Source organism: Variovorax boronicumulans (assembly GCF_019352895.1).
Classification (GTDB): Bacteria; Pseudomonadota; Gammaproteobacteria; order Burkholderiales; family Burkholderiaceae_C; genus Variovorax; species Variovorax boronicumulans_A.
Genome location: NZ_JAAAFX010000003.1, coordinates 24,248 through 45,785 on the forward strand (window position 1 = coordinate 24,248; position 21,538 = coordinate 45,785).

22 protein-coding genes are annotated in these 21,538 nt (G+C 66.2%); 18 read left to right on the forward strand and 4 right to left on the reverse strand.

Features of this window, described 5'->3' with window-relative positions:
• Positions 1–310: 310 nt before the first annotated feature.
• The 4 genes from K0H49_RS01165 (at position 311) to K0H49_RS01180 (ending at position 5,511) form a co-directional block, all read left to right on the forward strand.
• Positions 311–847 carry a fimbrial protein gene (locus tag K0H49_RS01165; RefSeq protein WP_219209316.1) on the forward strand — a complete coding sequence of 179 codons (537 nt, stop codon included), beginning with the start codon at positions 311–313 and terminating at the stop codon, positions 845–847.
• A gap of 218 nt (positions 848–1,065) precedes the next feature.
• Positions 1,066–1,848: a fimbrial biogenesis chaperone gene (locus K0H49_RS01170; protein ID WP_219209317.1), complete on the forward strand. Its 783-nt coding sequence runs from the start codon at positions 1,066–1,068 to the stop codon at positions 1,846–1,848.
• A gap of 16 nt (positions 1,849–1,864) precedes the next feature.
• Positions 1,865–4,516: a fimbria/pilus outer membrane usher protein gene (locus K0H49_RS01175; RefSeq protein ID WP_374122290.1), complete on the forward strand. Its 2,652-nt coding sequence runs from the start codon at positions 1,865–1,867 to the stop codon at positions 4,514–4,516.
• Complete coding sequence (locus K0H49_RS01180; RefSeq protein ID WP_257624544.1) at positions 4,513–5,511, forward strand: fimbrial protein; 999 nt, start codon at positions 4,513–4,515, stop codon at positions 5,509–5,511. Before K0H49_RS01175 ends, K0H49_RS01180 begins: the two co-directional genes overlap by 4 nt.
• Before the next feature lie 7 nt (positions 5,512–5,518).
• Here K0H49_RS01180 and K0H49_RS01185 read toward each other — a convergent pair whose 3' ends face one another.
• Entirely contained in the window at positions 5,519–7,051 is a 1,533-nt protein-coding gene (locus K0H49_RS01185) for a class I adenylate-forming enzyme family protein (protein WP_219209391.1), read from the reverse strand.
• Positions 7,052–7,274: 223 nt separating this feature from the next.
• Here K0H49_RS01185 and K0H49_RS01190 point away from each other — a divergent pair, with 223 nt between their 5' ends.
• Together K0H49_RS01190 and K0H49_RS01195 are read left to right on the forward strand one after the other, a co-directional pair.
• Entirely contained in the window at positions 7,275–7,517 is a 243-nt protein-coding gene (locus K0H49_RS01190; RefSeq protein WP_219209318.1) for a GlsB/YeaQ/YmgE family stress response membrane protein, read from the forward strand.
• A 41-nt stretch (positions 7,518–7,558) separates the two neighbouring features.
• The gene (locus K0H49_RS01195; protein WP_219209319.1) at positions 7,559–8,050 is read left to right on the forward strand and encodes a hypothetical protein; all 492 of its coding nucleotides are present in this window, start codon (positions 7,559–7,561) and stop codon (positions 8,048–8,050) included.
• 31 nt (positions 8,051–8,081) lie between these two features.
• Here the strand turns inward: K0H49_RS01195 and lipA are convergent, their stop codons facing one another.
• Genes lipA through K0H49_RS01210 form a run of 3 tightly spaced genes read right to left on the reverse strand, consistent with a single transcriptional unit; the run spans position 8,082 to position 10,094 of the window.
• The gene (lipA, locus tag K0H49_RS01200; protein ID WP_219209320.1) at positions 8,082–9,062 is read right to left on the reverse strand and encodes a lipoyl synthase; all 981 of its coding nucleotides are present in this window, start codon (positions 9,060–9,062) and stop codon (positions 8,082–8,084) included.
• 7 nt (positions 9,063–9,069) lie between these two features.
• Positions 9,070–9,795, reverse strand: a complete 726-nt coding sequence (gene lipB / locus K0H49_RS01205) for a lipoyl(octanoyl) transferase LipB (RefSeq protein ID WP_374122291.1) — start codon at positions 9,793–9,795, stop codon at positions 9,070–9,072.
• On the reverse strand, positions 9,792–10,094 hold the full coding sequence (locus tag K0H49_RS01210) for a YbeD family protein (protein WP_219209321.1): 303 nt from the start codon (positions 10,092–10,094) through the stop codon (positions 9,792–9,794). Before K0H49_RS01210 ends, lipB begins: the two co-directional genes overlap by 4 nt.
• Positions 10,095–10,259: 165 nt before the next feature.
• Here K0H49_RS01210 and K0H49_RS01215 point away from each other — a divergent pair, with 165 nt between their 5' ends.
• The 12 genes from K0H49_RS01215 (at position 10,260) to K0H49_RS01270 (ending at position 21,480) form a co-directional block, all read left to right on the forward strand.
• The gene (locus K0H49_RS01215; protein WP_374122292.1) at positions 10,260–10,739 is read left to right on the forward strand and encodes an ATP synthase subunit I; all 480 of its coding nucleotides are present in this window, start codon (positions 10,260–10,262) and stop codon (positions 10,737–10,739) included.
• Positions 10,740–10,742: 3 nt separating this feature from the next.
• A complete protein-coding gene (atpB, locus tag K0H49_RS01220) occupies positions 10,743–11,621 on the forward strand; it encodes a F0F1 ATP synthase subunit A (protein ID WP_219209323.1) in 879 nt (292 codons plus the stop codon).
• A gap of 64 nt (positions 11,622–11,685) precedes the next feature.
• A complete protein-coding gene (gene atpE / locus K0H49_RS01225) occupies positions 11,686–11,955 on the forward strand; it encodes a F0F1 ATP synthase subunit C (RefSeq protein WP_140844704.1) in 270 nt (89 codons plus the stop codon).
• A 34-nt stretch (positions 11,956–11,989) separates the two neighbouring features.
• Positions 11,990–12,460, forward strand: a complete 471-nt coding sequence (locus K0H49_RS01230) for a F0F1 ATP synthase subunit B (RefSeq protein WP_219209324.1) — start codon at positions 11,990–11,992, stop codon at positions 12,458–12,460.
• 7 nt (positions 12,461–12,467) lie between these two features.
• Positions 12,468–12,998 carry a F0F1 ATP synthase subunit delta gene (locus tag K0H49_RS01235; protein WP_219209325.1) on the forward strand — a complete coding sequence of 177 codons (531 nt, stop codon included), beginning with the start codon at positions 12,468–12,470 and terminating at the stop codon, positions 12,996–12,998.
• A gap of 45 nt (positions 12,999–13,043) precedes the next feature.
• Complete coding sequence (atpA, locus tag K0H49_RS01240) at positions 13,044–14,597, forward strand: F0F1 ATP synthase subunit alpha (RefSeq protein ID WP_219209326.1); 1,554 nt, start codon at positions 13,044–13,046, stop codon at positions 14,595–14,597.
• Positions 14,598–14,629: 32 nt separating this feature from the next.
• Complete coding sequence (gene atpG / locus K0H49_RS01245) at positions 14,630–15,505, forward strand: F0F1 ATP synthase subunit gamma (protein WP_219209327.1); 876 nt, start codon at positions 14,630–14,632, stop codon at positions 15,503–15,505.
• Between the two features lie 46 nt (positions 15,506–15,551).
• Complete coding sequence (atpD, locus tag K0H49_RS01250; RefSeq protein ID WP_219209328.1) at positions 15,552–16,967, forward strand: F0F1 ATP synthase subunit beta; 1,416 nt, start codon at positions 15,552–15,554, stop codon at positions 16,965–16,967.
• Between the two features lie 124 nt (positions 16,968–17,091).
• Entirely contained in the window at positions 17,092–17,511 is a 420-nt protein-coding gene (locus K0H49_RS01255) for a F0F1 ATP synthase subunit epsilon (protein ID WP_219209329.1), read from the forward strand.
• Positions 17,512–17,712: 201 nt separating this feature from the next.
• A complete protein-coding gene (locus K0H49_RS01260; protein ID WP_219209393.1) occupies positions 17,713–18,882 on the forward strand; it encodes an ROK family protein in 1,170 nt (389 codons plus the stop codon).
• Positions 18,879–20,492 carry a sugar ABC transporter ATP-binding protein gene (locus K0H49_RS01265; protein WP_219209330.1) on the forward strand — a complete coding sequence of 538 codons (1,614 nt, stop codon included), beginning with the start codon at positions 18,879–18,881 and terminating at the stop codon, positions 20,490–20,492. The genes K0H49_RS01260 and K0H49_RS01265 overlap by 4 nt, the downstream gene beginning before the upstream one ends.
• On the forward strand, positions 20,449–21,480 hold the full coding sequence (locus K0H49_RS01270; protein ID WP_219209331.1) for an ABC transporter permease: 1,032 nt from the start codon (positions 20,449–20,451) through the stop codon (positions 21,478–21,480). Before K0H49_RS01265 ends, K0H49_RS01270 begins: the two co-directional genes overlap by 44 nt.
• The last annotated feature ends 58 nt before the right edge of the window (positions 21,481–21,538 follow it).

Consider the following 21,538-nt stretch of genomic DNA (forward strand, 5'->3'; position numbering starts at 1 on the left):
ATGGCGGAGTTGCGGCGAACTGAAAACGGGCGCATGAAGCAAAGGAGAGCAGGTGCTCAGGGCTCGCCACCTTTGCGGAGGCGCTCAACCGACTGCGGTGGCGAAAACTGCGCAAACTGGCCGTTCAAATTGATAACTAAAGTTTCTTGTAGTTAATTTATGACGCTAAATCACATGTGTGAGGCGAAAAATTGATAACTACTGTTAAATATCGATAAAAGTACTTCTTCCCTCGTAATCGGATCGCTAAACTCCGCCTGCCTCGCATTCAGCGGGCAGTCAGCTTATCGCTCAAATTCAGGGAATGAAAATGCAAAAGAAACTCGCTATCCAACTCGCGGCCGTGGCCGTGGCCGGTGTCCTCTCGCAAGGCGCCTTCGCCGCCGACGGCACCATCAACTTCACGGGCGAAATCACCTCTTCGCCGTGTTCGATCACGGCCGGCAACCAGAATGTGGCGGTGCCGCTGGGCAAGGTCTCGGCCACGACCTTCGACGGAGCGACCGCCGGAACCGCGACGGTCGGCAAGGCGGCGCCGCTGAACGCCTTCAACATCAACCTCACGGGGTGCAGCGCGGCCGCCACGGGCGGCACCGTGACCTTCAACGGCACGGCCGACACCGACGACACGACCCTGGTGCGCGTCACCGGTGGCGCCGCCGGCGTGGCACTGCAGATCACCGATGACGGCGGCACCAAGATCTCGAATGGCACGGCATCGAAGTCGTACACCCTCAAACAGGGCGACAACACGTTCAAGTTCCAGGCTGGCTACGTCGCGACCAAGACGACCGTGACCGCCGGCGTGGCCAACGCTGTCGCCCAGTTCACGCTCGCATTGAAGTAAGCCGCTGCGCGGCTGCGGCTGCGTCCTGCCGGAGCGATCGCCGCTTCGCGTTCGCAGGCCCGCCACCACCGTCCGGTCCGTGCCGGAGCCCCTGGGGGTTTCCGATACGGCGCCGGCATCTTTCGCTCTTCTCTCATTGCTTTCGGTGTCGCCTCGATGCACCGGAAGCGGCCGTGCATGTGCCGCATGCGCTGGGCCCGCACCCAAGGATTCTTTCTATGCGCAGCACCCATCGCCTTCGCTGGGCTTTCGTTTTCCTGCTGATGTTGGGGCTCCAGTGGTCCGCGACCGCCGGCGTGGTCCTCGGTGGCACGCGCGTGGTCTTCGCCGAGAAGGACCGCGAGGCCTCCATCCCGATGAGAAACACCGGCACGTCGCCCTACGTGGTCCAGGCCTGGATCGACGCGGGCGAGGGCCACACCAAGACGCCACTGCTGGTCACGCCGCCGCTGTCGCGGCTGGACCCGGGCGCGGAGAACATCCTGCGCATCCTGCGCGTGCCCGGCGACCTGCCGGCCGATCGCGAGTCGGTGTTCTGGCTCAACGTCAAGGAGATTCCTGAAAAGTCGAGGGAAGAGAACGTGTTGCAGATCGCGGTGCGCACCCGCATCAAGCTCTTCTACCGGCCCGCGAAGCTCGTCGGCAAGGCCGAGGACGCGCGCAGCCAGCTCACCTGGGCCGTGGGCCCCGACGCACAGGGCCAGGGGGCCGTGCTCAAGATCGGCAACCCCACGGGCTACCACGTGACCTTCATCGCCATGAATGTCGACACCAACGGCGACCGGCAGCGGGTCGCTGCCGACATGGTGCCGCCCATGGGCCAGGTGTCGTACCCGCTCCCCGCCCTCAAGACGCCGCAGGCGGTCCGGGTGGACTTCACCACCATCAACGACTACGGCGCCGAGACGCCCGAGGATCGGGTCGAGGTGCCCGTGGGCGCCGAGCCCGTCGCGGTGAAGGTCGAGCGCGTTCCGGTCGCGGCTGACGCGGCAAAGCGCTGAGACGCGGAGAGTCGTCGTGCATCATTTCTCCGCGTTCCATGCGCCCTTCCGGTGGACGGTTTGCGTGGTCCTGCTGGGCGTGCTGGGCGCCCGTGTCCAAGCCCAGCCGCAGGCGCCGCAGCAGCAGATGGTCGCCTCGAACTTCAACGAGGAGTTCCTGGGCATCGGTGGCGACCAGCCGCGTGCGGACCTGTCGCTGTTCTCCTTCGGCAACCGCGTGCTGGCCGGCAACTACATGGTCGACGTGTCGCTCAACGAGCGCGGCGTCGGGCAAGCCGCCATCCGCTTTGTCGACCAGGGCGACCGGAGCGACGCCACGCCCTGCCTCGCACGCCGCATGCTCGACGATTGGGGCGTCAACGTGGCGGTGTTTCCCGCGCTGGCCAACAGCGCGGACGACGCCTGTGTCGACCTCACGAAAGCCATTCCCGATGCGAGCTTCAACTATGACGGTGGCAAGCAGCGCCTGTCCGTGAGCATTCCGCAGGCGGCGCTCAAGCGCTCGGCGCGCGGCGCGGTCGGCCCGGAGAAATGGGACAAGGGCATCACCGCGGGCATGCTCGACTACCAGCTGAGCTTCGGGCGCAGCAGCGGCGGCGATACCCGGGCCTTCAGTGCGCCGCAGAGCGCCTTCGACGGCCATCCCTTTGCCGACCCCGAGCAGGCCACGCGCCGCAGCACCATGTTCGCCGGCGTGCGCGCCGGCTTCAACTACGGCGACTGGCGCTTCAGGCATTTCTCGACCTACAACCGCGGCACCGAAGGCCGGGGCCGTTGGGAGGCGATCAACACCTATGCGCAGCGCGATATCGCCTCGATCCACGGCCAACTGCTGATCGGCGACGGCAGCACGCCGGGCAACTTCTTCGACAGCGTGCCCTTCCGCGGCGTGCAACTGGCGTCCGACGACACGATGCTGCCCGACAGCCAGCAGGGCTATGCGCCCACCATCCGCGGCGTGGCACAGACCAACGCGCGCGTCACGGTGCGCCAGAACGGCTACGTGGTCTACAGCACCTTCGTGGCGCCGGGCGCCTTCGTCATCGACGACCTCTACCCCACCGCCTCCAACGGGGACCTCGAGGTGTCCATCACCGAGGCCGACGGCCGCCAGACAAAGTACATCCAGGCCTTCTCGGCCGTGCCCACGCTGCTGCGTGAAGGCACCTGGCGCTACTCGGCCACGGTCGGCAAGTACCGCAGGGGCTACGGTGTCTTCACCAACGGCACACGGCTCCTGATGTCGGAGCCGACCTTCATTCAGGCGACGTTGGCACGCGGCCTGGGCCGGGAGTTCACACTCTACGGTGGCCTGACGGCGGCCAACATGTACCAGTCGCTGCTGGCCGGCGTGGGCAAGAACCTGCGTGACTTCGGTGCGGTATCGGCCGACCTGTCGACCGCCTACACCACCGCCCCCAGCGGCCTCGATGGCGGCAAGCGCTACAGCGGGCAGTCGGTGCGCTTCCTGTACGCGAAATCCTTTCTCGATTCGGGCACCGACTTCCGCGTGGCCGGCTACCGCTATTCGACCAGCGGCTACCGCACCTTCCAGGAAGCGGTGCAGATGCAGGACCTGCAGCCCTTCGACACCTTCAACAGCCGGCGCAACGAGCTGCGCTTCGAGCTCTCGCAGCGGCTCGGCGACAAGGGGGCCGTGTTCGCCTCGGCCCGCCAGCAGACCTACTGGGGCACCGACGCCAAAGATCGGGTGGTGCAGATGGGCTACTCGGGCAGCTACAAGCAATTCGGCTACAGCGTCTTCTACAACCAGACCCGCGCGCTCAACCGGCCCCCGGTGCGCCAGCTGATGGTCATGCTGAGCATTCCGCTCGGCAGCACCGGCGCGAATGCGCAGTACACCGCGACGCGCGACAACAACGGCAGCCTGAGCCAGCAGGTCGGCGTCTACGGCTCGGCCTTCGACGACAACCGCCTCAGCTACAGCGTGACGGCCACCGACACCAACCAGGGCGGCGGTGGCAGCGGCAGCGGCAGCGCGAGCTACCTGTCGCAGATCGGTCGCTTCGACATCGGCCATTCGCAAAGCCGCGGCATCGGCCAGAGCAACTTCGGCGTGGCCGGCGGTGCGCTGTTCCATGCGGGGGGGATCACGCTGTCGCAGCCACTGGGCGAAACCATCGGCTTGGTGCAGGCGCCCAAGGCGCAGGGTGTGGGCCTTGAGGCCCAGCCCGGCGTCGCGACCGACGGCGCCGGCCAGGCGGTGATCCCCAATCTCACGCCCTACCGGCGCAACCGTCTCGCTTTGCGCACCGCCGACCTGGGTGACACGATGGAGGTGAAGAACGCGGTGACGGAAGTCGTGCCCACGCGCGGCGCGGTGGTGATCGCGAAGTTCGAGACCTCGGTGGGCTACCGCCTGTTGATGACGCTCACCGATCGCAGGGGCGGCATGTTGCCGCTGGGTTCGAAGATCGAGAACGAGACCGGCCAGGAGGTCGGTGTGGTCGGACCCGAGAGCCAGGCCTTCGTCACGGGCGCGGGCGCGAGCGGCAACCTGACCGTGCGCTGGGGCCAGGGCCCGGCCGACCAATGCGTCGTGCCCTACAGCCTGGCCGACGAAAAGAACCCGCCGCCGATCCGCGAGCTGAAGGGGCAATGCGCCGCCGCGGCGCCCCATCCCATACCAACCAAGGAGGCGCAATGAAGCGCAGTCGTTTTTTTTTGTGGACCTGGGCGGGCGACCTTCTGTGCGGCGCGCGTTCCATCGGGATGGGTGTTCTGCTGCTGGGTGCGCTCGGTTCTCCGGGTGCTTGGGCCGCATGCGTCAAAGACATCTCAGCCATCCCGCAAACCATCGACATCGGCATGGGCAACGTGATCATTCGCGACGATGTGCCCCTCAACGGGGTCATTGCGACCAGGCGTTTCACCGTGCAACCCATTTTGGGTTGGTTTTGCAGGACCGCAGGCACCCTCAACGCTGTCGTACTGCAGGGCACGCCGCTGCCGAGCGATTCAACGATCTACGCGACGGCTGTGCCAGGCGTGGGCATCCGCGTGTCTGAAGTTCAGGGGAGTTACCCGTTTCAAGTGGCGACAACAGGTCCGAGGTTCTATGTGGTTTCTGACCGAATCACGGTGGCGTTGATCAAGACCGCGGCCGTGACTGGCACGGGGTCGCTGACTGCAGGTATCTATACCCAGATGTCCGGCGATGGTGACAATGTGTCGCTGTTGACCACCACGCTCTCCGCCAAAGGCACCACGCTGGTCGCGGAATCGTGCGCGGTGGACCTGGGTTCACGCAACATCCCGGTGCAATTCGGCAAGGTGTCGCAAACCGAGTTCAGAGGCCTGGGCACGTCCGCAGCCGAGCGCAGCTTCAATATCCAGCTCAATTGCCGGATCAGGCCGGGCGGCCTCAACACGGTGATGCTGCGCATGGACGCGCAGACCGACACGCCGGCGACGCCGGGCGTGCTGAGCCTCACGGCCGGCACGGGCACGGCGCGTGGCGTGGGCATCCAGATTCTCGACGGCAGCAAGGTGCCTGTGAAGTTCGGAGAGACCGCGGATGTCGGCCCCGCGAAGAACGGCAGCTATGTGCTGCCCTACACCGCGCGCTACTACCAGACCGCCACCACGGTGACGGCCGGCCAGGCCAACGGCACCGCCACCTTCACGCTCGACTACAGGTAGGCCGCCTTCAGCGCCCCACGCGCTCACGCAGTTCGCGCTTGAGCACCTTGCCGATCGCGCTGCGCGGCAGCTCGTCGATGAAGTGCAGCTGCGCCAGGCGCTGGGTCTTGCCGAGCTGGGCGTTGGCCCATGACAGCAGCGCGTCCTCCGGTGTGGTGTCGCCGTCGCGGCGCACCACGAAGGCCACCGGCGTCTCTCCCCACTGTTCAGAGGGCACGCCGATCACCGCCACGTCGGCCACGGCCGCATGGCCGCGCAGCACGGCCTCGAGGTCGCTCGGGTAGATGTTGAAGCCGCCGCTGATGATCATGTCCTTCCTGCGATCGAACAGCGTGAGGAAGCCGTCGGCATCGAAGCGGCCCACGTCGCCGGTGCGGATGAAGCGCTTGCCGGTGGCGTCGAACCACTCGGCCTCGCGCGTCTTTTCGGGCTGGCGGTGGTAGCCGGTCATCATGCCGCCCGAATGGCCCACCACCTCGCCGGCGGCTTCGATGTCGTCGCGCGAAAGTTCGCGGCCTTCCTCGTCGATCAGCCGGATGTCGCTGCCCTCGGCGGGCTGGCCCACGGTGTGCAGCTTGGTCGGATGCAGGTGGGCTTCGAGCACGCAGGTGCCGCCGCCTTCGGTCATGCCGTAGAACTCGATCAGCCCACCGGGCCAGCGTTTCAGCACATCGGCCTTGAGCGCCGCATGGAAGGGCGCGCTGGTGCTGAACTTGAAGCGGTACGACGAGAGATCGTGCGCGTCGAAGGCCGGATGCGCCATCAGGCGCTGGTACTGCACCGGCACGAGCATGGTGTGGGTCACACGCTGCCGCTCGGCCAGCTGCAGGTAGCCCAGTGCATCGAACTTGGGCATCAGCAGCACGCAGCCGCCCAGGGCCAGCGTGGGGAAGAACACCACCAGCGTGGTGTTGGAGTACAGCGGCGTCGACAGCAGCGTGACGGTGTCGGGGCTGTACTCGTACTTCGCGCCGCGCTGCACATGGGCCCAGCGCATGCCGTGGCCCTGCACGATGCCCTTGGGCTCGCCGGTGGTGCCCGAGGAATAGATGATGTTGAAGGGCCACGCGGGCTGCACGTCGACGGGCGCGGGCTGCGCGCCGGCCGGTGCCAGCCAGGCGTCCAGGCCGAGGCCCACGGCAGAGCCGTCGAGTGCCACACGCACGATGCCGCCGGCCTGCGCAGGACCGATCACTTCGGCCGCCGAAGCGTCGCTGAACAGGATGCGTGCATCGGCGTCCGAGATCATGCGGGCCAGGCTGGCCGGCGTGGAGCCGGGAGCCAGCGGCGCCACCGCGACGCCGGCCCGCAAGGCGCCCAGGAACACCGCGGCGTAGTGCACCGACGAGGCCGCGCAGATCGCGATCGCGTCGCCGGCCTGGAGGCCGTCGCGCTGCAGGCTGGCCGCGACGCGGTCCATGAGTGCATCGAGCGCGCGGTAGTCCAGGGCGTGTGTCGCGTCCGCCAGCGCTGGGCGTTCGGGCGTGTGCTGCGCGTGGAGGCGAACCAGATCGGCGATGGCGACGAAGGGGGGCGCCATGGCCGCGTGGAGGGTGGGGTGCAGTTGCAAAATCAATCCTTGCTCGAGGGCGATGCCGCAGGATAGCGAAGCGCCCGCCGGACGCCATCACGTTGGCGACCCTGGGCATGCAGGCGCGCCGTCAGCTGGCGCTCAGGATGTGCGGCACACGATCCCCCTGCGCCCGGACAGGGCGCGGCGCCGGAGAACCCTTCGGCGCGCATCCTTGACCCAGGGGGTTTTCGTGCACATCATCTGGACGATCCTGATCGGCTTCATCGCGGGGCTGCTGGCCCGGGCCATCCTGCCGGGCAACAACGCGATGGGCTTCATCCTGACCGTGGTGCTCGGCATCGCCGGCTCGCTGGCAGCGACCTATGCGGGGCAGGCCCTGGGGCTCTATGCGGTGGGCAGCGGTGCGGGCTTCATCGCCTCCGTGCTGGGCGCGGTCGTGCTGCTCGGGGTCTGGCACCTTCTTTCGAAATAACCCGGGCCTGGCCATTTCGTCCCTCACGCAAGGAGCTTCTCATGGGTCTACTCGACATCCTCCAGCAGGCCATCGGCGGCAACAACGCCGATGCCCACATCGACCAGGTCACGCAGCACGCCTCGACCGACGAGATCGGCGCCGGGCTGGCCGCGGCCATGCGTTCCGAGCAGACGCCGCCCTTCGGCGACATGGTGGGCCAGCTGTTCGGCAACTCGTCACCACAGCAGCAGGCCGGCCTGCTCAACCAGATCCTGGCCACGCTCGGCCCGGCGGCCGCCTCGGCGCTGGCGGGCGGTGCGCTGGGGCGCGTGCTGCAGCCGGGCCAGACGCAGCTCACGCCCGACCAGGCCTCGCAGCTGTCGCCCGACCAGGTGACGCAGATCGCCGAGCATGCGCAGCAGCAGCATGCGGGCGTGATCGACGAGGTGAGCCAGTTCTACGCGCAGCACGCGGGGCTGATCAAGACGCTGGGCGGCGCGGCGCTGGCCATCGCGCTGGCCAAGATGAAGCAGAACGCCACCCGCGGGTAGCGTTCGTGGGGCGGGGCGTGCCCCGCCCGGCTCACACGCCAGCTGCGTGCGCCTGCTCGTCGGCGTGGTAGCTCGAGCGCACCATCGCGCCCACGGCAGCGTGGCTGAAGCCCATCTTGTAGGCCTCTTCCTCGAACATCTTGAAAGTGTCGGGGTGCACGTAGCGGCGCACCGGCAGGTGCGAGTTCGAGGGCGACAGGTACTGGCCGATGGTCAGCATGTCGATGTCGTGCGCGCGCATGTCGCGCATGACCTGCAGGATCTCTTCGTCGGTCTCGCCCAGGCCGACCATGATGCCGCTCTTGGTCGGTACGTCGGGGTGCAGCGCCTTGAACTTCTTGAGCAGGTTCAGGCTGAACTGGTAGTCGCTGCCGGGGCGCGCTTCCTTGTAGAGGCGCGGCGCGGTCTCGAGGTTGTGGTTCATCACGTCCGGTGGCGCGGCCTTGAGGATCTCGAGTGCGCGGTCGTCGCGGCCGCGGAAGTCGGGCACCAGGATCTCGATCTGCGTCATCGGCGAGAGCTCGCGGATGTTCTGGATGCATTCGACGAAGTGGCCGCTGCCGCCGTCGCGCAGGTCGTCGCGGTCCACGCTGGTGATCACCACGTACTTGAGGCGCAGCTTGGCGATGGTGCGCGCCAGGTTCAGCGGTTCGTCCTTGTCGAGCGGGTCGGGGCGGCCGTGGCCCACATCGCAGAACGGGCAGCGACGGGTGCACTTGTCGCCCATGATCATGAAGGTGGCCGTGCCCTTGCCGAAGCATTCGCCGATGTTCGGGCAGGAGGCTTCCTCGCACACCGTGTGCAGGTTGTTCTCGCGCAGGATCTGCTTGATCTCGTAGAAGCGCGTGGTCGGCGAGCCGGCCTTGACGCGGATCCACTCGGGTTTCTTGAGCACCTCGCCCTGGATCACCTTGACCGGGATGCGCGACAGCTTGGCCGCGGCCTTCTGCTTGGCCAGGGGGTTGTAGGTTTCGGCGCTCTGGGCGTCGCGAACGACTTCGGTGGTGCTCATGGCGAGATCAGGGGGCCAGGCCGGCGATGAGCTTCTGGCTCAGCACGTGCGCGGCTTCTTCCCAGGTGGTGTGGACACCGATTGTAGAAAGATCGACGGTGCGCAGCCCGGCATAGCCGCAAGGGTTGATGCGCGAGAAGGGTTCCAGGTCCATCGCCACATTGAAGGACACGCCGTGGTAGGTGCCGTGGCGCGCGACCTTGATGCCCAGCGCGGCGATCTTGCCGAGGCCGCGGAACAGGTCGCTGGCGGGGAAGGGGCCGGTCAGCGCGGAGCCGGGGGGCGATGCCTTCAGCACCGCGTGCGAGAACGGATCGTCGAGCCGCACGTAGATGCCCGGCGAGCCGGCCACGCGGTGGCCGGTCACGCCGAAGTGGGCCAGCGTGCGCAGCACCGATTCCTCGATGCGGTAGACGTACTCCTTGACGAAGTAGCCGGTGCGCCGCAGGTCGATCAGCGGGTAGGCGACCACCTGCCCGGGGCCGTGGTAGGTGACCTGGCCGCCGCGGTCGGTCTGCACCACCGGGATGTCGCCCGGATTCAGCAGGTGGTCGGCCTTGCCGGCCAGGCCCTGGGTGTAGACGCCCGGGTGCTCGCAGACCCACAGCGCATCGGGCGTGTCGGCGTCGCGCTGGGCCGCGAATGCGCGCATCGCGTCGTAGCTTTCGCGGTAGTCGATGTGGCCCAGCAGCGTCGCTGCCAGGGCCGGGCGCGCGAGCACCGCGTCGGTCAAAGCACCACCTTGACCATCGGATGCGAAGACAGCGTGCGGTAGATTTCGTCGAGCTGCTCGCGGCTGGTGGCCGTCACGTTGAGCGTCACGCCCAGGTAGTTGCCGGCCTTGCTGGTGCGCAGCTCGATGGTGCTCGCATCGAAGCTGGGATCGAAGCGTTCGGCCACCTGCGTGATCGCGTGCACGAAGCCGTCCACCTTGGGGCCCATCACCTTGATGGGGAAGATCGAGGGGTACGCGATCAGCGACTCCGTCGGGGGCGCGGAGGGGGCGGTGGCGGGGGGCGGTGAGGTCGTCATGGAAGGAAGGCGAGTGTGTCAAGCACGTGAAGTTCCCTGCTGACCTGCTTGGTCATGGCGGAACGGGAGGGGTTTTTACTTATAATCAATGGCTTTGTAAAATTCAGCAGCCTTCGGTGACTGGCGGTGCACATTCCAATGACGACAAGCACTCCTGAATCCGAGATGGATGTCGAAGACTCCGATTTCAAGCCGCTCACCGCCGAACAGGCGCAGCAGCTGCGTGAAGCCAATCCCGAACCTTCGCCCTGGTGGGTGATCGTGGCCCAGGTGGTCGCAGGATTGGTCGTGGCGGGCATCGGCTGGGGTTGGACGGGTCGGCCGGTGGTCGGCATGTCCGCACTTTACGGGGCATTGGCGGTGGCCATCCCGGCGGCGTTGTTTGTCCGGGGTGTCTTCGCGGGTACGAGGAGGGGTGCATCACAGGATGCGCCGGCATCGGCCGCGATGCTGAGATTTTTTGTCTGGGAGCTGATCAAGCTGGCGCTGACCATTGCCTTTTTGGCGGCGGCGCCCTGGGTGATCGGCAACCTGAGCTGGCTGGCGATGCTGTTGGGCGTCGTGGCGGCGCTGAAAATGTACTGGGTGGCCCTTGTGGTGCGGCCCAGATTGTTGAACCGGATTGATTCTTTAAAGAGACGCTGAAAGATGGCCGCAGAAGGACACGCACCGACCGCGAGTGAATACATCGTTCACCATTTGCAGCACTGGCAGGTGAACTGGAATCTCGAGCCGGTCACGCAAAAGGCGATCGTTGATTTCAACGTCATCAACCTCGACTCGGTGCTCTACGCACTGGCGATCGGCATGATCGGCTGCTTCGTGCTGTGGCTCGCCGCGCGCAAGGCGACCGCCGGCGTGCCCGGCCGCTTCCAGGCCGCCGTGGAGATCCTGGTCGAGATGGTCGACAGCCAGGCCAAGGCCAACGTGCGCAACGCGGAGAGCCGCAAGTTCATCGCACCGCTCGCGCTGACCGTGTTCGTCTGGATCTTCCTGCTGAACGCCATGGACATGCTGCCGGTCGACCTGCTGCCGGCGCTGTGGGCCAAGTTCCACGAAGCCTCGGGCGGCGACCCGCACCACGCCTTCATGCGTGTCGTGCCGACCGCCGACCTCTCGACCACGCTGGGTCTGTCGACCTCCGTGCTGCTGCTGTGCCTGTTCTACAGCATCAAGGTCAAGGGCCTGGGCGGCTGGGGCCACGAGCTGATCACGGCACCCTTCGGCGCGCACCCCGTGCTGTGGCCCATCAACCTGCTGATGCAGGTCATCGAATACCTTGCCAAGACCGTCTCGCACGGCATGCGGCTGTTCGGCAACATGTATGCCGGCGAACTCGTCTTCATGCTGATCGCGCTCATGGGTGGTGCGATGGCAGCTTCGTTCTCGGGAGTGCTGCTGCCTATCGGGCACATCATTGCCGGAACCGTCTGGGCGATCTTCCACATCCTGGTGATCACGCTGCAGGCATTCATTTTCATGATGCTGACACTCATCTATTTGGGTCAGGCGCATGAGGGCCACTAGGCCTGGTTACCGCTTCGCTTTCCGTTTTTCTTTTCGCTTTCAATCTGTAATCTAAGGAGTCATCATGGCAAACATTCTCGGTCTCGTCGCTCTGGCATGTGGTTTGATCGTCGGTCTCGGCGCGATCGGTGCTTCCATCGGTATCGCACTGATGGGCGGCAAGTTCCTCGAATCGTCGGCACGTCAGCCCGAACTGATGAATGACCTGCAAACCAAGATGTTCATCTTGGCCGGTCTGATCGACGCTGCTTTCCTGATCGGTGTGGCCATCGCCCTGCTGTTCGCCTTCGCCAATCCGTTTGCCGCGACCTTCCTGGCCAACCTGCCCAAGTAAGTCCCGTTCAACGCCACTCTAGAAAGGTGTTGCCGTGAGTATCAACGCGACCCTGTTCGTTCAGGCCATCGTCTTCCTGCTGCTGGTGCTGTTCACGATGAAATTCGTGTGGCCGCCCATCGCGAAGGCGCTGGATGACCGTGCACAAAAGATCGCCGCGGGCCTGGCGGCCGCCGAGAAGGCCAAGGCGGAACTCGCTTCGGCCAACCAGCGCGTCGAGCAGGAACTGGTGAAGTCTCGTCATGAGACGACCAACCTGTTGGCCGACGCTGAGCGCCGCGCCCAGCAAATCGTCGAAGAGGCCAAGGGCCGTGCCACCGTGGAGGCCAACAAGATCGTGGCCGCCGCACAGGCCGAAGCCGAACAGCAATCGGTGCGTGCCCGTGAGGTCTTGCGCGAGCAAGTCGCCGCGCTGGCCGTCAAGGGTGCCGAGCAGATTCTCCGCAAGGAAGTCAATGCCGGCGTCCACGCCGACCTGCTCGACCGCCTGAAGACCGAGCTCTGAGGACGACATGGCCGAACTCGCCACCATCGCCCGTCCGTACGCCGAAGCGCTGTTCAAGGCTTCGGCGGGTGACCTCGAAGGCACGGCCGGCTGGATCGACCAGCTCGCCGCCGTCGCCGGGAATCCGCAACTGCTGCAGTTCGCCGCCGACCCGAAGGTCGTGCCCGAACAGGTGTTCGACCTGGTGTCCGGTTTCGTGTCGAAGGGCTTGCCGGAGAACGGCAAGAACTTCCTGCGTACCGTGATCGACAACGGTCGACTCGCCGCATTGCCCGAAGTCGCTGTGCAGTTCCGTCTTCTGAAGAACGCCCAGAGCGGCGCTTCGGATGCCGTGGTCTACAGCGCCTTTCCCATCGACGAAGCCGGTCTGCGGACCGTCGCCGAGTCGCTGGAGCGCCGTTTCGGCCGCAAGCTGAACACGCGGGTCGAACTGGATCCGTCGCTGATCGGCGGCATCCGCGCCGTGGTGGGTGATGAAGTCCTCGACACGTCCGTCAAGGCGCGTCTCGAGCAAATGAAAGCAGCGCTCACCGCTTGATGCGGCGAGGCGGTTGGCCCCATTTATTGAAAGAAGGAAAGAGTCATGCAACTCAATCCCGCAGAAATTTCCGAACTGATCAAGAGCCGTATCGAGGGTCTTGGTGTCAGCGCTGACATTCGCAACCAGGGCACCGTGGTGTCGGTGACCGACGGCATCGTGCGCGTGCACGGCCTGTCGGACGCGATGCAGGGCGAAATGCTGGAGTTCACCCCCACCGCCGACGGCACGCCGTCGTACGGCCTGGCGCTGAACCTCGAGCGCGACTCGGTCGGCGCCGTGATTCTGGGCGAGTACGAGCACATCTCCGAAGGCGACACCGTGAAGTGCACGGGCCGCATCCTGGAAGTGCCGGTCGGCCCCGAGCTCATCGGCCGCGTGGTGAACGCACTGGGCCAGCCGATCGACGGCAAGGGTCCCATCAACGCCAAGATGACCGACGTGATCGAAAAGGTCGCACCGGGCGTGATCGCACGGAAGTCCGTCGACCAGCCCCTGCAGACCGGCCTGAAGTCGATCGACTCCATGGTGCCGATCGGCCGCGGTCAACGCGAACTGATCATCGGCGACCGCCAGACCGGCAAGACCGCCGTGGCGATCGACGCGATCATCAACCAGAAGGGCCAGGGCGTGACCTGCGTCTACGTCGCGATCGGCCAGAAGGCTTCGTCGATCAAGAACGTGGTGCGCGCACTGGAACAAGCCGGCGCGATGGACTACACCATCGTCGTGGCGGCTTCGGCTTCCGAATCGGCGGCCATGCAGTACGTGTCGGCCTACTCGGGCTGCACGATGGGCGAGTACTTCCGCGATCGCGGTGAAGACGCCCTGATCGTGTACGACGATCTGTCCAAGCAGGCCGTGGCCTACCGCCAGGTCTCGCTGCTGCTGCGCCGCCCGCCAGGCCGCGAAGCCTACCCCGGCGACGTGTTCTATCTCCACTCGCGTCTGCTCGAGCGCGCCGCTCGCGTGAACGCCGACTACGTCGAAGCCTTCACCAAGGGTGAAGTCAAGGGCAAGACCGGTTCGCTGACGGCACTGCCGATCATCGAAACGCAAGCCGGCGACGTGTCCGCTTTCGTGCCGACCAACGTGATCTCGATCACCGACGGCCAGATCTTCCTGGAAACCTCGCTGTTCAACGCCGGTATCCGCCCCGCCATCAACGCCGGTATCTCGGTGTCGCGCGTGGGTTCGTCGGCCCAGACGAAGATCATCAAGAGCCTGTCCGGCGGTATCCGTACCGACCTGGCCCAGTACCGTGAACTGGCTGCGTTCGCGCAGTTCGCTTCCGACCTGGACGAAGCCACCCGCAAGCAGCTCGACCGCGGTGCCCGCGTGACCGAACTGCTCAAGCAGGCCCAGTACAGCCCGCTGCCCATCTCGCTGATGGGTGCCACGCTGTTCGCGGTGAACAAGGGCTTCATGGACGATCTGGACATCAAGAAGGTTCTGCCCTTCGAACACGGTCTGCATCAGTTCCTGAAGACCAGCCACGCTGCGCTGCTCGACAAGGTCGAGAAGGCCAAGGCGCTCGACAAGGACGCCGAGGCTGAACTGACCGCTGCCATCACGACGTTCAAGAAGTCGTTCGCCTGATGGCGCTCGACACCAAGGCTTAAGGAGCATCTATGGCAGCCGGTAAGGAAATCCGCGGCAAGATCAAATCGGTGGAGAACACCAAGAAGATCACCAAGGCCATGGAAATGGTCTCGGTGTCCAAGATGCGCAAGGCGCAGGAGCGCATGCGCGCCGCGCGCCCGTACAGCGAGAAGATCCGCACCATTGCGGCGAACCTGGGTCAGGCGAACCCCGAGTACGTGCACCCGTTCATGAAGACGAACGACGCGAAGGCGATCGGCTTCATCGTGGTGACCAGCGACAAGGGCCTGTGCGGCGGGTTGAACACCAACCTGCTGCGCGCGGTCACGGCGCGCCTGCGCGAAGCGCAGGCCGCCGGCCAGGCCGTCGAGACGGTGGCGATCGGCGGACGCGGTCTGGGTTTTCTCAACCGCATCGGCGCCCGCGTGGTCGCGCATGTCACCCAGCTGGGCGACACGCCGCATCTCGACAAGCTGATCGGTCCGGTCAAGACCCTGCTCGACGCTTACGCGGAAGGCAAGCTCTCGGCGGTGTATCTCTGCTACACGAAGTTCATCAACACGATCAAGCAGGAGCCGACGGTGGAGCAACTGCTGCCGCTGGCCGCTGAATCGCTGAAGGTCGAGCCGGGTCAGCATTCGTGGGACTACATCTACGAGCCGAACGCGGAAAGCGTGATCGACGAACTTCTGGTGCGCTATGTGGAGTCGCTGGCCTACCAGGCCGTGGCCGAGAACATGGCGTCCGAGCACTCGGCGCGCATGGTGGCCATGAAGGCCGCGACCGACAACGCAGGCAACGTGATCGCCGAACTCAAGCTGGTCTACAACAAGACCCGCCAGGCCGGCATCACCAAAGAGCTGTCGGAAATCGTGTCGGGCGCTGCGGCGGCCGCCGGCGTCTGAGGCTTCCTCGACGTCACCCAGATTCAAAAATTAATTGGAGCAGATGATGGCTCAAGCCAATGCAGTGCAAGGCAAGATCGTTCAATGTATCGGTGCCGTGGTCGACGTGGAATTCCCGCGCAACCAGATGCCGAAGATCTATGACGCCCTGAAGATGGAAGGTTCGGCGCTGACGCTGGAAGTCCAGCAGCAGCTCGGCGACGGCGTGGTGCGTACCATTGCCCTCGGTTCGTCGGACGGCCTGCGTCGCGGCCTGATGGTCACGAACACGCAAGCCCCGATCACCGTGCCCGTGGGCAAGGCCACGCTCGGCCGGATCATGGACGTGCTGGGCGCGCCCATCGACGAACGCGGCCCGGTCGGCCAGGAAGTCACGGCTTCGATCCACCGCAAGGCACCTGCGTACGACGAACTGTCGCCCTCGCAAGACCTGCTGGAAACCGGCATCAAGGTGATCGACCTGGTGTGCCCGTTCGCCAAGGGCGGCAAGGTGGGCCTGTTCGGTGGCGCCGGCGTGGGCAAGACCGTGAACATGATGGAACTCATCAACAACATCGCCAAGGCTCACTCGGGTCTGTCGGTGTTCGCCGGTGTGGGCGAACGGACCCGCGAAGGCAACGACTTCTATCACGAGATGGCCGACTCCGGCGTCGTGAACCTCGAGAAGCTCGAGGAGTCGAAGGTGGCCATGGTCTACGGCCAGATGAACGAGCCCCCGGGCAACCGTCTGCGCGTCGCGCTGACCGGCCTGACCATCGCCGAGTCGTTCCGCGACGAAGGCCGTGACGTGCTGTTCTTCGTGGACAACATCTACCGCTACACGCTGGCCGGTACCGAAGTGTCGGCACTGCTGGGCCGCATGCCTTCCGCCGTGGGCTACCAGCCCACGCTGGCCGAGGAAATGGGCCGTCTGCAAGAGCGGATCACGTCGACCAAGGTCGGCTCGATCACCTCGATCCAGGCCGTGTACGTCCCTGCGGATGACTTGACCGACCCGTCGCCTGCCACCACCTTCGCCCACCTGGACTCGACCGTGGTGCTGTCGCGTGACATCGCTTCGCTGGGCATCTACCCGGCCGTGGACCCGCTGGACTCGACCTCGCGCCAGCTCGACCCGAACGTGGTCGGCGAAGAGCACTACAACGTGGCCCGCGCCGTGCAAGGCACGCTGCAGCGCTACAAGGAACTGCGCGACATCATCGCGATCCTGGGCATGGACGAACTGGCTCCCGACGACAAGCTGGCCGTGGCCCGCGCCCGGAAGATCCAGCGTTTCCTGTCGCAGCCCTTCCACGTGGCTGAAGTGTTCACCGGCGCGCCGGGCAAGTACGTTCCGTTGTCGGAAACCATCCGTGGTTTCAAGATGATCGTGAACGGCGAAGCCGATCACCTGCCGGAACAGGCTTTCTACATGGTCGGCACGATCGACGAAGCCTTCGAAAAGGCGAAGAAGATGGCCTAAGGCTTCGCAGCCGACCGCCAGGCTTCGTGGCCGTGCTCACCGTGCTCCGGTACGGTTTCGCGCGGCGCCACTCCCGACGACCGGCTGCCTGCTTTGCTCCACTTCTTCAACCTAAGGAAATCAGATGGCCAACACCATTCACGTCGACGTGGTCAGCGCGGAAGAGTCGATCTTCTCGGGCGAAGCACGCTTCGTCGCGCTGCCCGGTGAAGCCGGCGAGCTCGGCATCTACCCGCGCCACACGCCCCTGATCACACGCATCCGCCCGGGGGCCGTGCGCATCGAGACGGCCGACGGCAACGAGGAATTCGTCTTCGTGGCCGGCGGCATCCTGGAAGTGCAACCGAACAGCGTCACCGTGCTGTCCGACACCGCGATCCGCGGCAAGGACCTCGACGACGAGAAGGCCAACGCCGCCAAGGCCGCCGCCGAAGAAGCGCTGAAGAACGCCAAGAGCGACATCGACATCGCGATGGCGCAGTCGGAACTGGCCGTGATGGCCGCGCAGATCGCTGCGCTGCGCAAGTACCGCCAGAAGAGGTAACGCGCCTTTCGCAGGTCGCGTGAGACAGCCGCCTTCGGGCGGCTTTTTTCTCGTCTGGTCGACTTCGGTCTGAATATGTTCTAAGTTGGACCTTGTCCGGCTGAAGCCGCCCCACTAGTATTCGCCATCTTCCAGCCACCGATGCCGGAAGCAAGACGGAGACAAGACTTGGAACGCTGGAGCGGGCTCACTGCCGATGAGATGCAGGTGCTGGAAACGACCTTCTGGTCGTCCGGCGGCTCGCGCCATGGCGTGGCCGAACGGCTGGGCTTTTCCAAGAGCAAGGCCAACGGCCTGATCGCCGGCCTGGTCGAGCAGGGGCTCCTGGCCGAAGCCGGCCTGCAGCGCTCCTCGGGCGGCCGCCGCGCCGAGAACCTCCAGCTCAACGATGCGCTCGGCGTGCTGATCGGCATCGACATCGGCGCGACCAGCCTCGACATCGCGGTGCTCGGCCCCGACCTGCGTCCGCTGGCGCAGCACACCGAAGCGACCGACGTGCGCCAGGGCCCGGGCGTGGTGCTGGCCCGTGTGCGCGTGCTGATGCGCGAGCTGCTGGCCCGCTGCGGCCATGGCGCGAAGCAGGTGATGGGCATCGGCATCGGCGTCCCGGGGCCGGTCAACTTCCAGATCGGCCAGCTGGTCAATCCGCCGCTGATGCCGGCCTGGGACGGCTTCTCGATCCGCGACGCGCTGCGCGAGGACTACACGGCGCCGGTCTTCGTCGACAACGACGTCAACCTGATGGCGCTGGGCGAACTCTGGCGCCTGAAGCGCTCGCTGCAAAACTTCCTCGTGATCAAGGTCGGCACCGGCATCGGCTGCGGCATCGTGGTGCACGGCGAGGTCTACCGCGGCGCGGCCGGTTCGGCCGGCGACGTGGGCCACATCTGCGTCGACCAGGAAGGCCCGCGCTGCCACTGCGGCAACGTCGGCTGCGTCGAGGTGATGGCCGCGGGCCCGGCGATCACGCGCATGGCGGTGCAGGCCGCCGAGGCCGGCGAGAGCGAGATGCTGGCCGAGCGCCTGCGCACCCAGGGCCGGCTCGACGCCGTCGATGTGGGCCACGCGGGCCGGGCCGGCGACGCCGCGGCCAACGGCATCATCCAGCGCGCGGGCAACCTGCTGGGCCAGATGCTGGCGTCGGTGGTCAACTTTTTCAATCCGTCGCACGTGTTCATCGGCGGCGGCATCACGCACATCGGCCCGCTGTTCCTCGCGGCCGTGCGGCAGAGCGTCTACCAGCGTTCGCTGGCGCTGTCGACGCGGCACCTGGAGATCCAGTACACGCCGCTGGGCCCGCAGGCCGGGCTCATCGGGGCGGGCGCGCTCGCCATGCAGGAAACACTGAAGGTCAGGGGGATCGCACCATGAGCGTTGAGAGCACGGGCAAGGCCGGCGTGGCCGTCGCCTTCGACCAGATCGTCAAGGCCTTCGGCCCGGTGCAGGTGCTGCACGGCGTGAGCTTCGCGCTCGAGCCCGGCCGCGTCTACGGCCTGCTGGGCGAGAACGGCGCGGGCAAGTCGACGCTGATGAAGATCCTCGCGGGCTACGAGCAGCCCACGGGCGGCGTGCTGCACATCAACGGCCAGCCGCAGCAGTTCGCGAGCTCGCGCGATGCCGAGGCGCTGGGCATCGTGCTGATCCACCAGGAGTTCAATCTCGCGGAAGACCTCAGCGTCGCGCAGAACATCTTCCTGGGCCATGAAAAGAAAATGTCGCCCCTTGGCCGCCTTTTCAAGGCGGCCGTCCCCCGAGGGGAGCAAGGAAGCTTGGGGCGGCCCGGCGATTCCTTGAAAGGCTGGCTGCTCGACGACGCGGCGATGGAGCGCGACGCCGCCGCCGCGCTCGCGGCCGTCGGCCTGCAGGTCGATCCGCGCACCAAGGTGCGCCGCCTGATCGTGGCCGAGAAGCAGCTGGTCGAGATCGCCAAGGCCATCGCGCGCCGCGCGCGGCTGCTGATCATGGACGAGCCCACCGCCACGCTCACGCCCGGCGAGACCGAGCGGCTCTTCAAGCTGATCGCGCAGCTGCGTGCCGACGGCGTGACCATCGTCTACATCTCGCACAAGCTCGACGAGGTCGAGCAGGTGACCGACGACGTGATCGTGATGCGCGACGGCCGCTTCGTCACGCGCTCGCTCACGGCCGAGGTCACGCGCCACCAGATGGCCAACCTGATGGTGGGCCGCGAGCTGGCCGACCTCTACCCGCCGCGCGACGCCGTGGTGCGCGACGTCGCGCCCGCGATGCAGGTGCGCCACTTCAGCGTGCCCGGCTGGGCCCAGGACGCGAGCTTCGAGGTGCGCCCCGGCGAGATCCTGGGCTTCGCCGGCCTGGTCGGCGCGGGCCGCACCGAACTGTTCGAGGGCCTGATGGGCCTGCGTCCGGGCAGCGGCACGGTCGAGATGCTGGGCCGGCCGGTGGCGCTGCGCAACCCGCGCGACGCGGCACGGCACGGCTTCACCTACCTGAGCGAAGACCGCAAGGGCAAGGGCCTGCACGTGCACTTCGGCCTGCGCCAGAACCTCACGCTGATGGCGCTGGAGCGCTATGCACAGCCCTGGCTCAAGCCCGATGCCGAGCGCGCTGCGCTGGCCGAGGCGGTGAAGGACTATGGCATCCGCACCGGCGACCTCGATGCGCGTGCCTCCTCGCTGTCGGGCGGCAACCAGCAGAAGCTCGCGCTGGCCAAGGTGCTGCAGCCGCGGCCCAAGGTGGTGGTGCTCGACGAGCCCACGCGCGGTGTCGACGTGGGCGCCAAGCGCGACATCTATTTCCTGATCCAGCGACTGGCCCGCGAGGGGCTGGCCGTGATCGTCGTCTCGTCCGAGCTCATGGAGCTGATCGGCCTGTGCCACCGCGTCGCGGTGATGCGTGCGGGCAGGCTCGTCACGACCCTGGACGCGGACCATCTCACCGAAGAAGAGCTCATCGCCCATGCCACCGGAACAGCCGCCAATGAACAACACGCCCACGCCTGAGGCCGCCGCCCACCGCGCCGAATCCAAACCCGGCTGGGCCGCGCGCCTGCACGGGCTGGGGCCGATCATCGGCCTGGTGCTGCTGTGCATCGCGGGCACCTTGCTCAACGGCGACTTCGCCACCGTCGACAACGCGATGAACGTGCTCACGCGCACCGCCTTCATCGGCATCATCGCGGTCGGCATGTGCTTCGTGATCATCTCGGGCGGCATCGACCTGTCGGTGGGCTCGATGGCCGCGCTGATCGCAGGCAGCGTGATCATGTTCATCAACTGGGCCGGCCCGGCCACGGGCTCGCCGCTGATGGCCGTGATGCTGGGCGCCGCGCTGGCGGTGGTGCTGGGCGCGATGTTCGGGCTCGCGCACGGCCTGCTGATCACCAAGGGCCGCATCGAGCCCTTCATCGTCACGCTGGGCACGCTGGGCATCTTCCGCGCCTACCTGACCTACTTCGCCGACGGCGGCGCGCTCACGCTCGACAACGAGCTGTCGGACCTCTACGCGCCGGTCTACTACGCGAGCCTCGCGGGCATCCCGGTGCCGGTCTGGGTCTTCTTCATCGTGGCGGTGATCGGTGGCGTGATCCTCAACCGCACCGCCTACGGCCGCTACGTGCAGGCCATCGGCTCGAACGAACAGGTGGCCCGTTACGCGGCCGTCGACGTCGACCGCGTGAAGATCCTGACCTACGTGCTGCTGGGCGTGTGCGTGGGCATCGCGACGCTGCTCTACGTGCCGCGCCTGGGCTCGGCCTCGCCGACCACCGGCCTGCTGTGGGAGCTCGAAGCCATCGCCGCGGTGATCGTCGGCGGCACCGCGCTGAAGGGCGGCGCGGGCAGCATCACCGGCACCGTGATCGGCGCGATCCTGCTCTCGGTCATCAGCAACATCCTGAACCTCACCAGCATCATCAGCGTGTACCTCAACGCGGCGGTGCAGGGCTTCGTGATCATCATCGTCGCGTTCCTGCAGCGCGGCCGGCGTTGATCGATTCCATTTCCCGTCCGTTCCATCCGTTTTCATCACAGGAGACAAAAGCATGAGC

Excerpts from the sequence above, each read along its gene's own strand:
- K0H49_RS01165 (WP_219209316.1), top strand. The coding sequence starts at position 311 with ATGCAAAAGAAACTCGCTATCCAACTCGCGGCCGTGGCCGTGGCCGGT.
- K0H49_RS01170 (WP_219209317.1), top strand. The coding sequence starts at position 1,066 with ATGCGCAGCACCCATCGCCTTCGCTGGGCTTTCGTTTTCCTGCTGATG.
- K0H49_RS01180 (WP_257624544.1), top strand. The coding sequence starts at position 4,513 with ATGAAGCGCAGTCGTTTTTTTTTGTGGACCTGGGCGGGCGACCTTCTG.
- K0H49_RS01185 (WP_219209391.1), bottom strand. The coding sequence starts at position 7,051 with ATGGCGCCCCCCTTCGTCGCCATCGCCGATCTGGTTCGCCTCCACGCG.
- K0H49_RS01195 (WP_219209319.1), top strand. The coding sequence starts at position 7,559 with ATGGGTCTACTCGACATCCTCCAGCAGGCCATCGGCGGCAACAACGCC.
- lipA (WP_219209320.1), bottom strand. The coding sequence starts at position 9,062 with ATGAGCACCACCGAAGTCGTTCGCGACGCCCAGAGCGCCGAAACCTAC.
- K0H49_RS01210 (WP_219209321.1), bottom strand. The coding sequence starts at position 10,094 with ATGACGACCTCACCGCCCCCCGCCACCGCCCCCTCCGCGCCCCCGACG.
- K0H49_RS01215 (WP_374122292.1), top strand. The coding sequence starts at position 10,260 with ATGGATGTCGAAGACTCCGATTTCAAGCCGCTCACCGCCGAACAGGCG.
- atpB (WP_219209323.1), top strand. The coding sequence starts at position 10,743 with ATGGCCGCAGAAGGACACGCACCGACCGCGAGTGAATACATCGTTCAC.
- atpE (WP_140844704.1), top strand. The coding sequence starts at position 11,686 with ATGGCAAACATTCTCGGTCTCGTCGCTCTGGCATGTGGTTTGATCGTC.
- K0H49_RS01235 (WP_219209325.1), top strand. The coding sequence starts at position 12,468 with ATGGCCGAACTCGCCACCATCGCCCGTCCGTACGCCGAAGCGCTGTTC.
- atpA (WP_219209326.1), top strand. The coding sequence starts at position 13,044 with ATGCAACTCAATCCCGCAGAAATTTCCGAACTGATCAAGAGCCGTATC.
- atpG (WP_219209327.1), top strand. The coding sequence starts at position 14,630 with ATGGCAGCCGGTAAGGAAATCCGCGGCAAGATCAAATCGGTGGAGAAC.
- atpD (WP_219209328.1), top strand. The coding sequence starts at position 15,552 with ATGGCTCAAGCCAATGCAGTGCAAGGCAAGATCGTTCAATGTATCGGT.
- K0H49_RS01255 (WP_219209329.1), top strand. The coding sequence starts at position 17,092 with ATGGCCAACACCATTCACGTCGACGTGGTCAGCGCGGAAGAGTCGATC.
- K0H49_RS01260 (WP_219209393.1), top strand. The coding sequence starts at position 17,713 with ATGCAGGTGCTGGAAACGACCTTCTGGTCGTCCGGCGGCTCGCGCCAT.
- K0H49_RS01265 (WP_219209330.1), top strand. The coding sequence starts at position 18,879 with ATGAGCGTTGAGAGCACGGGCAAGGCCGGCGTGGCCGTCGCCTTCGAC.
- K0H49_RS01270 (WP_219209331.1), top strand. The coding sequence starts at position 20,449 with ATGCCACCGGAACAGCCGCCAATGAACAACACGCCCACGCCTGAGGCC.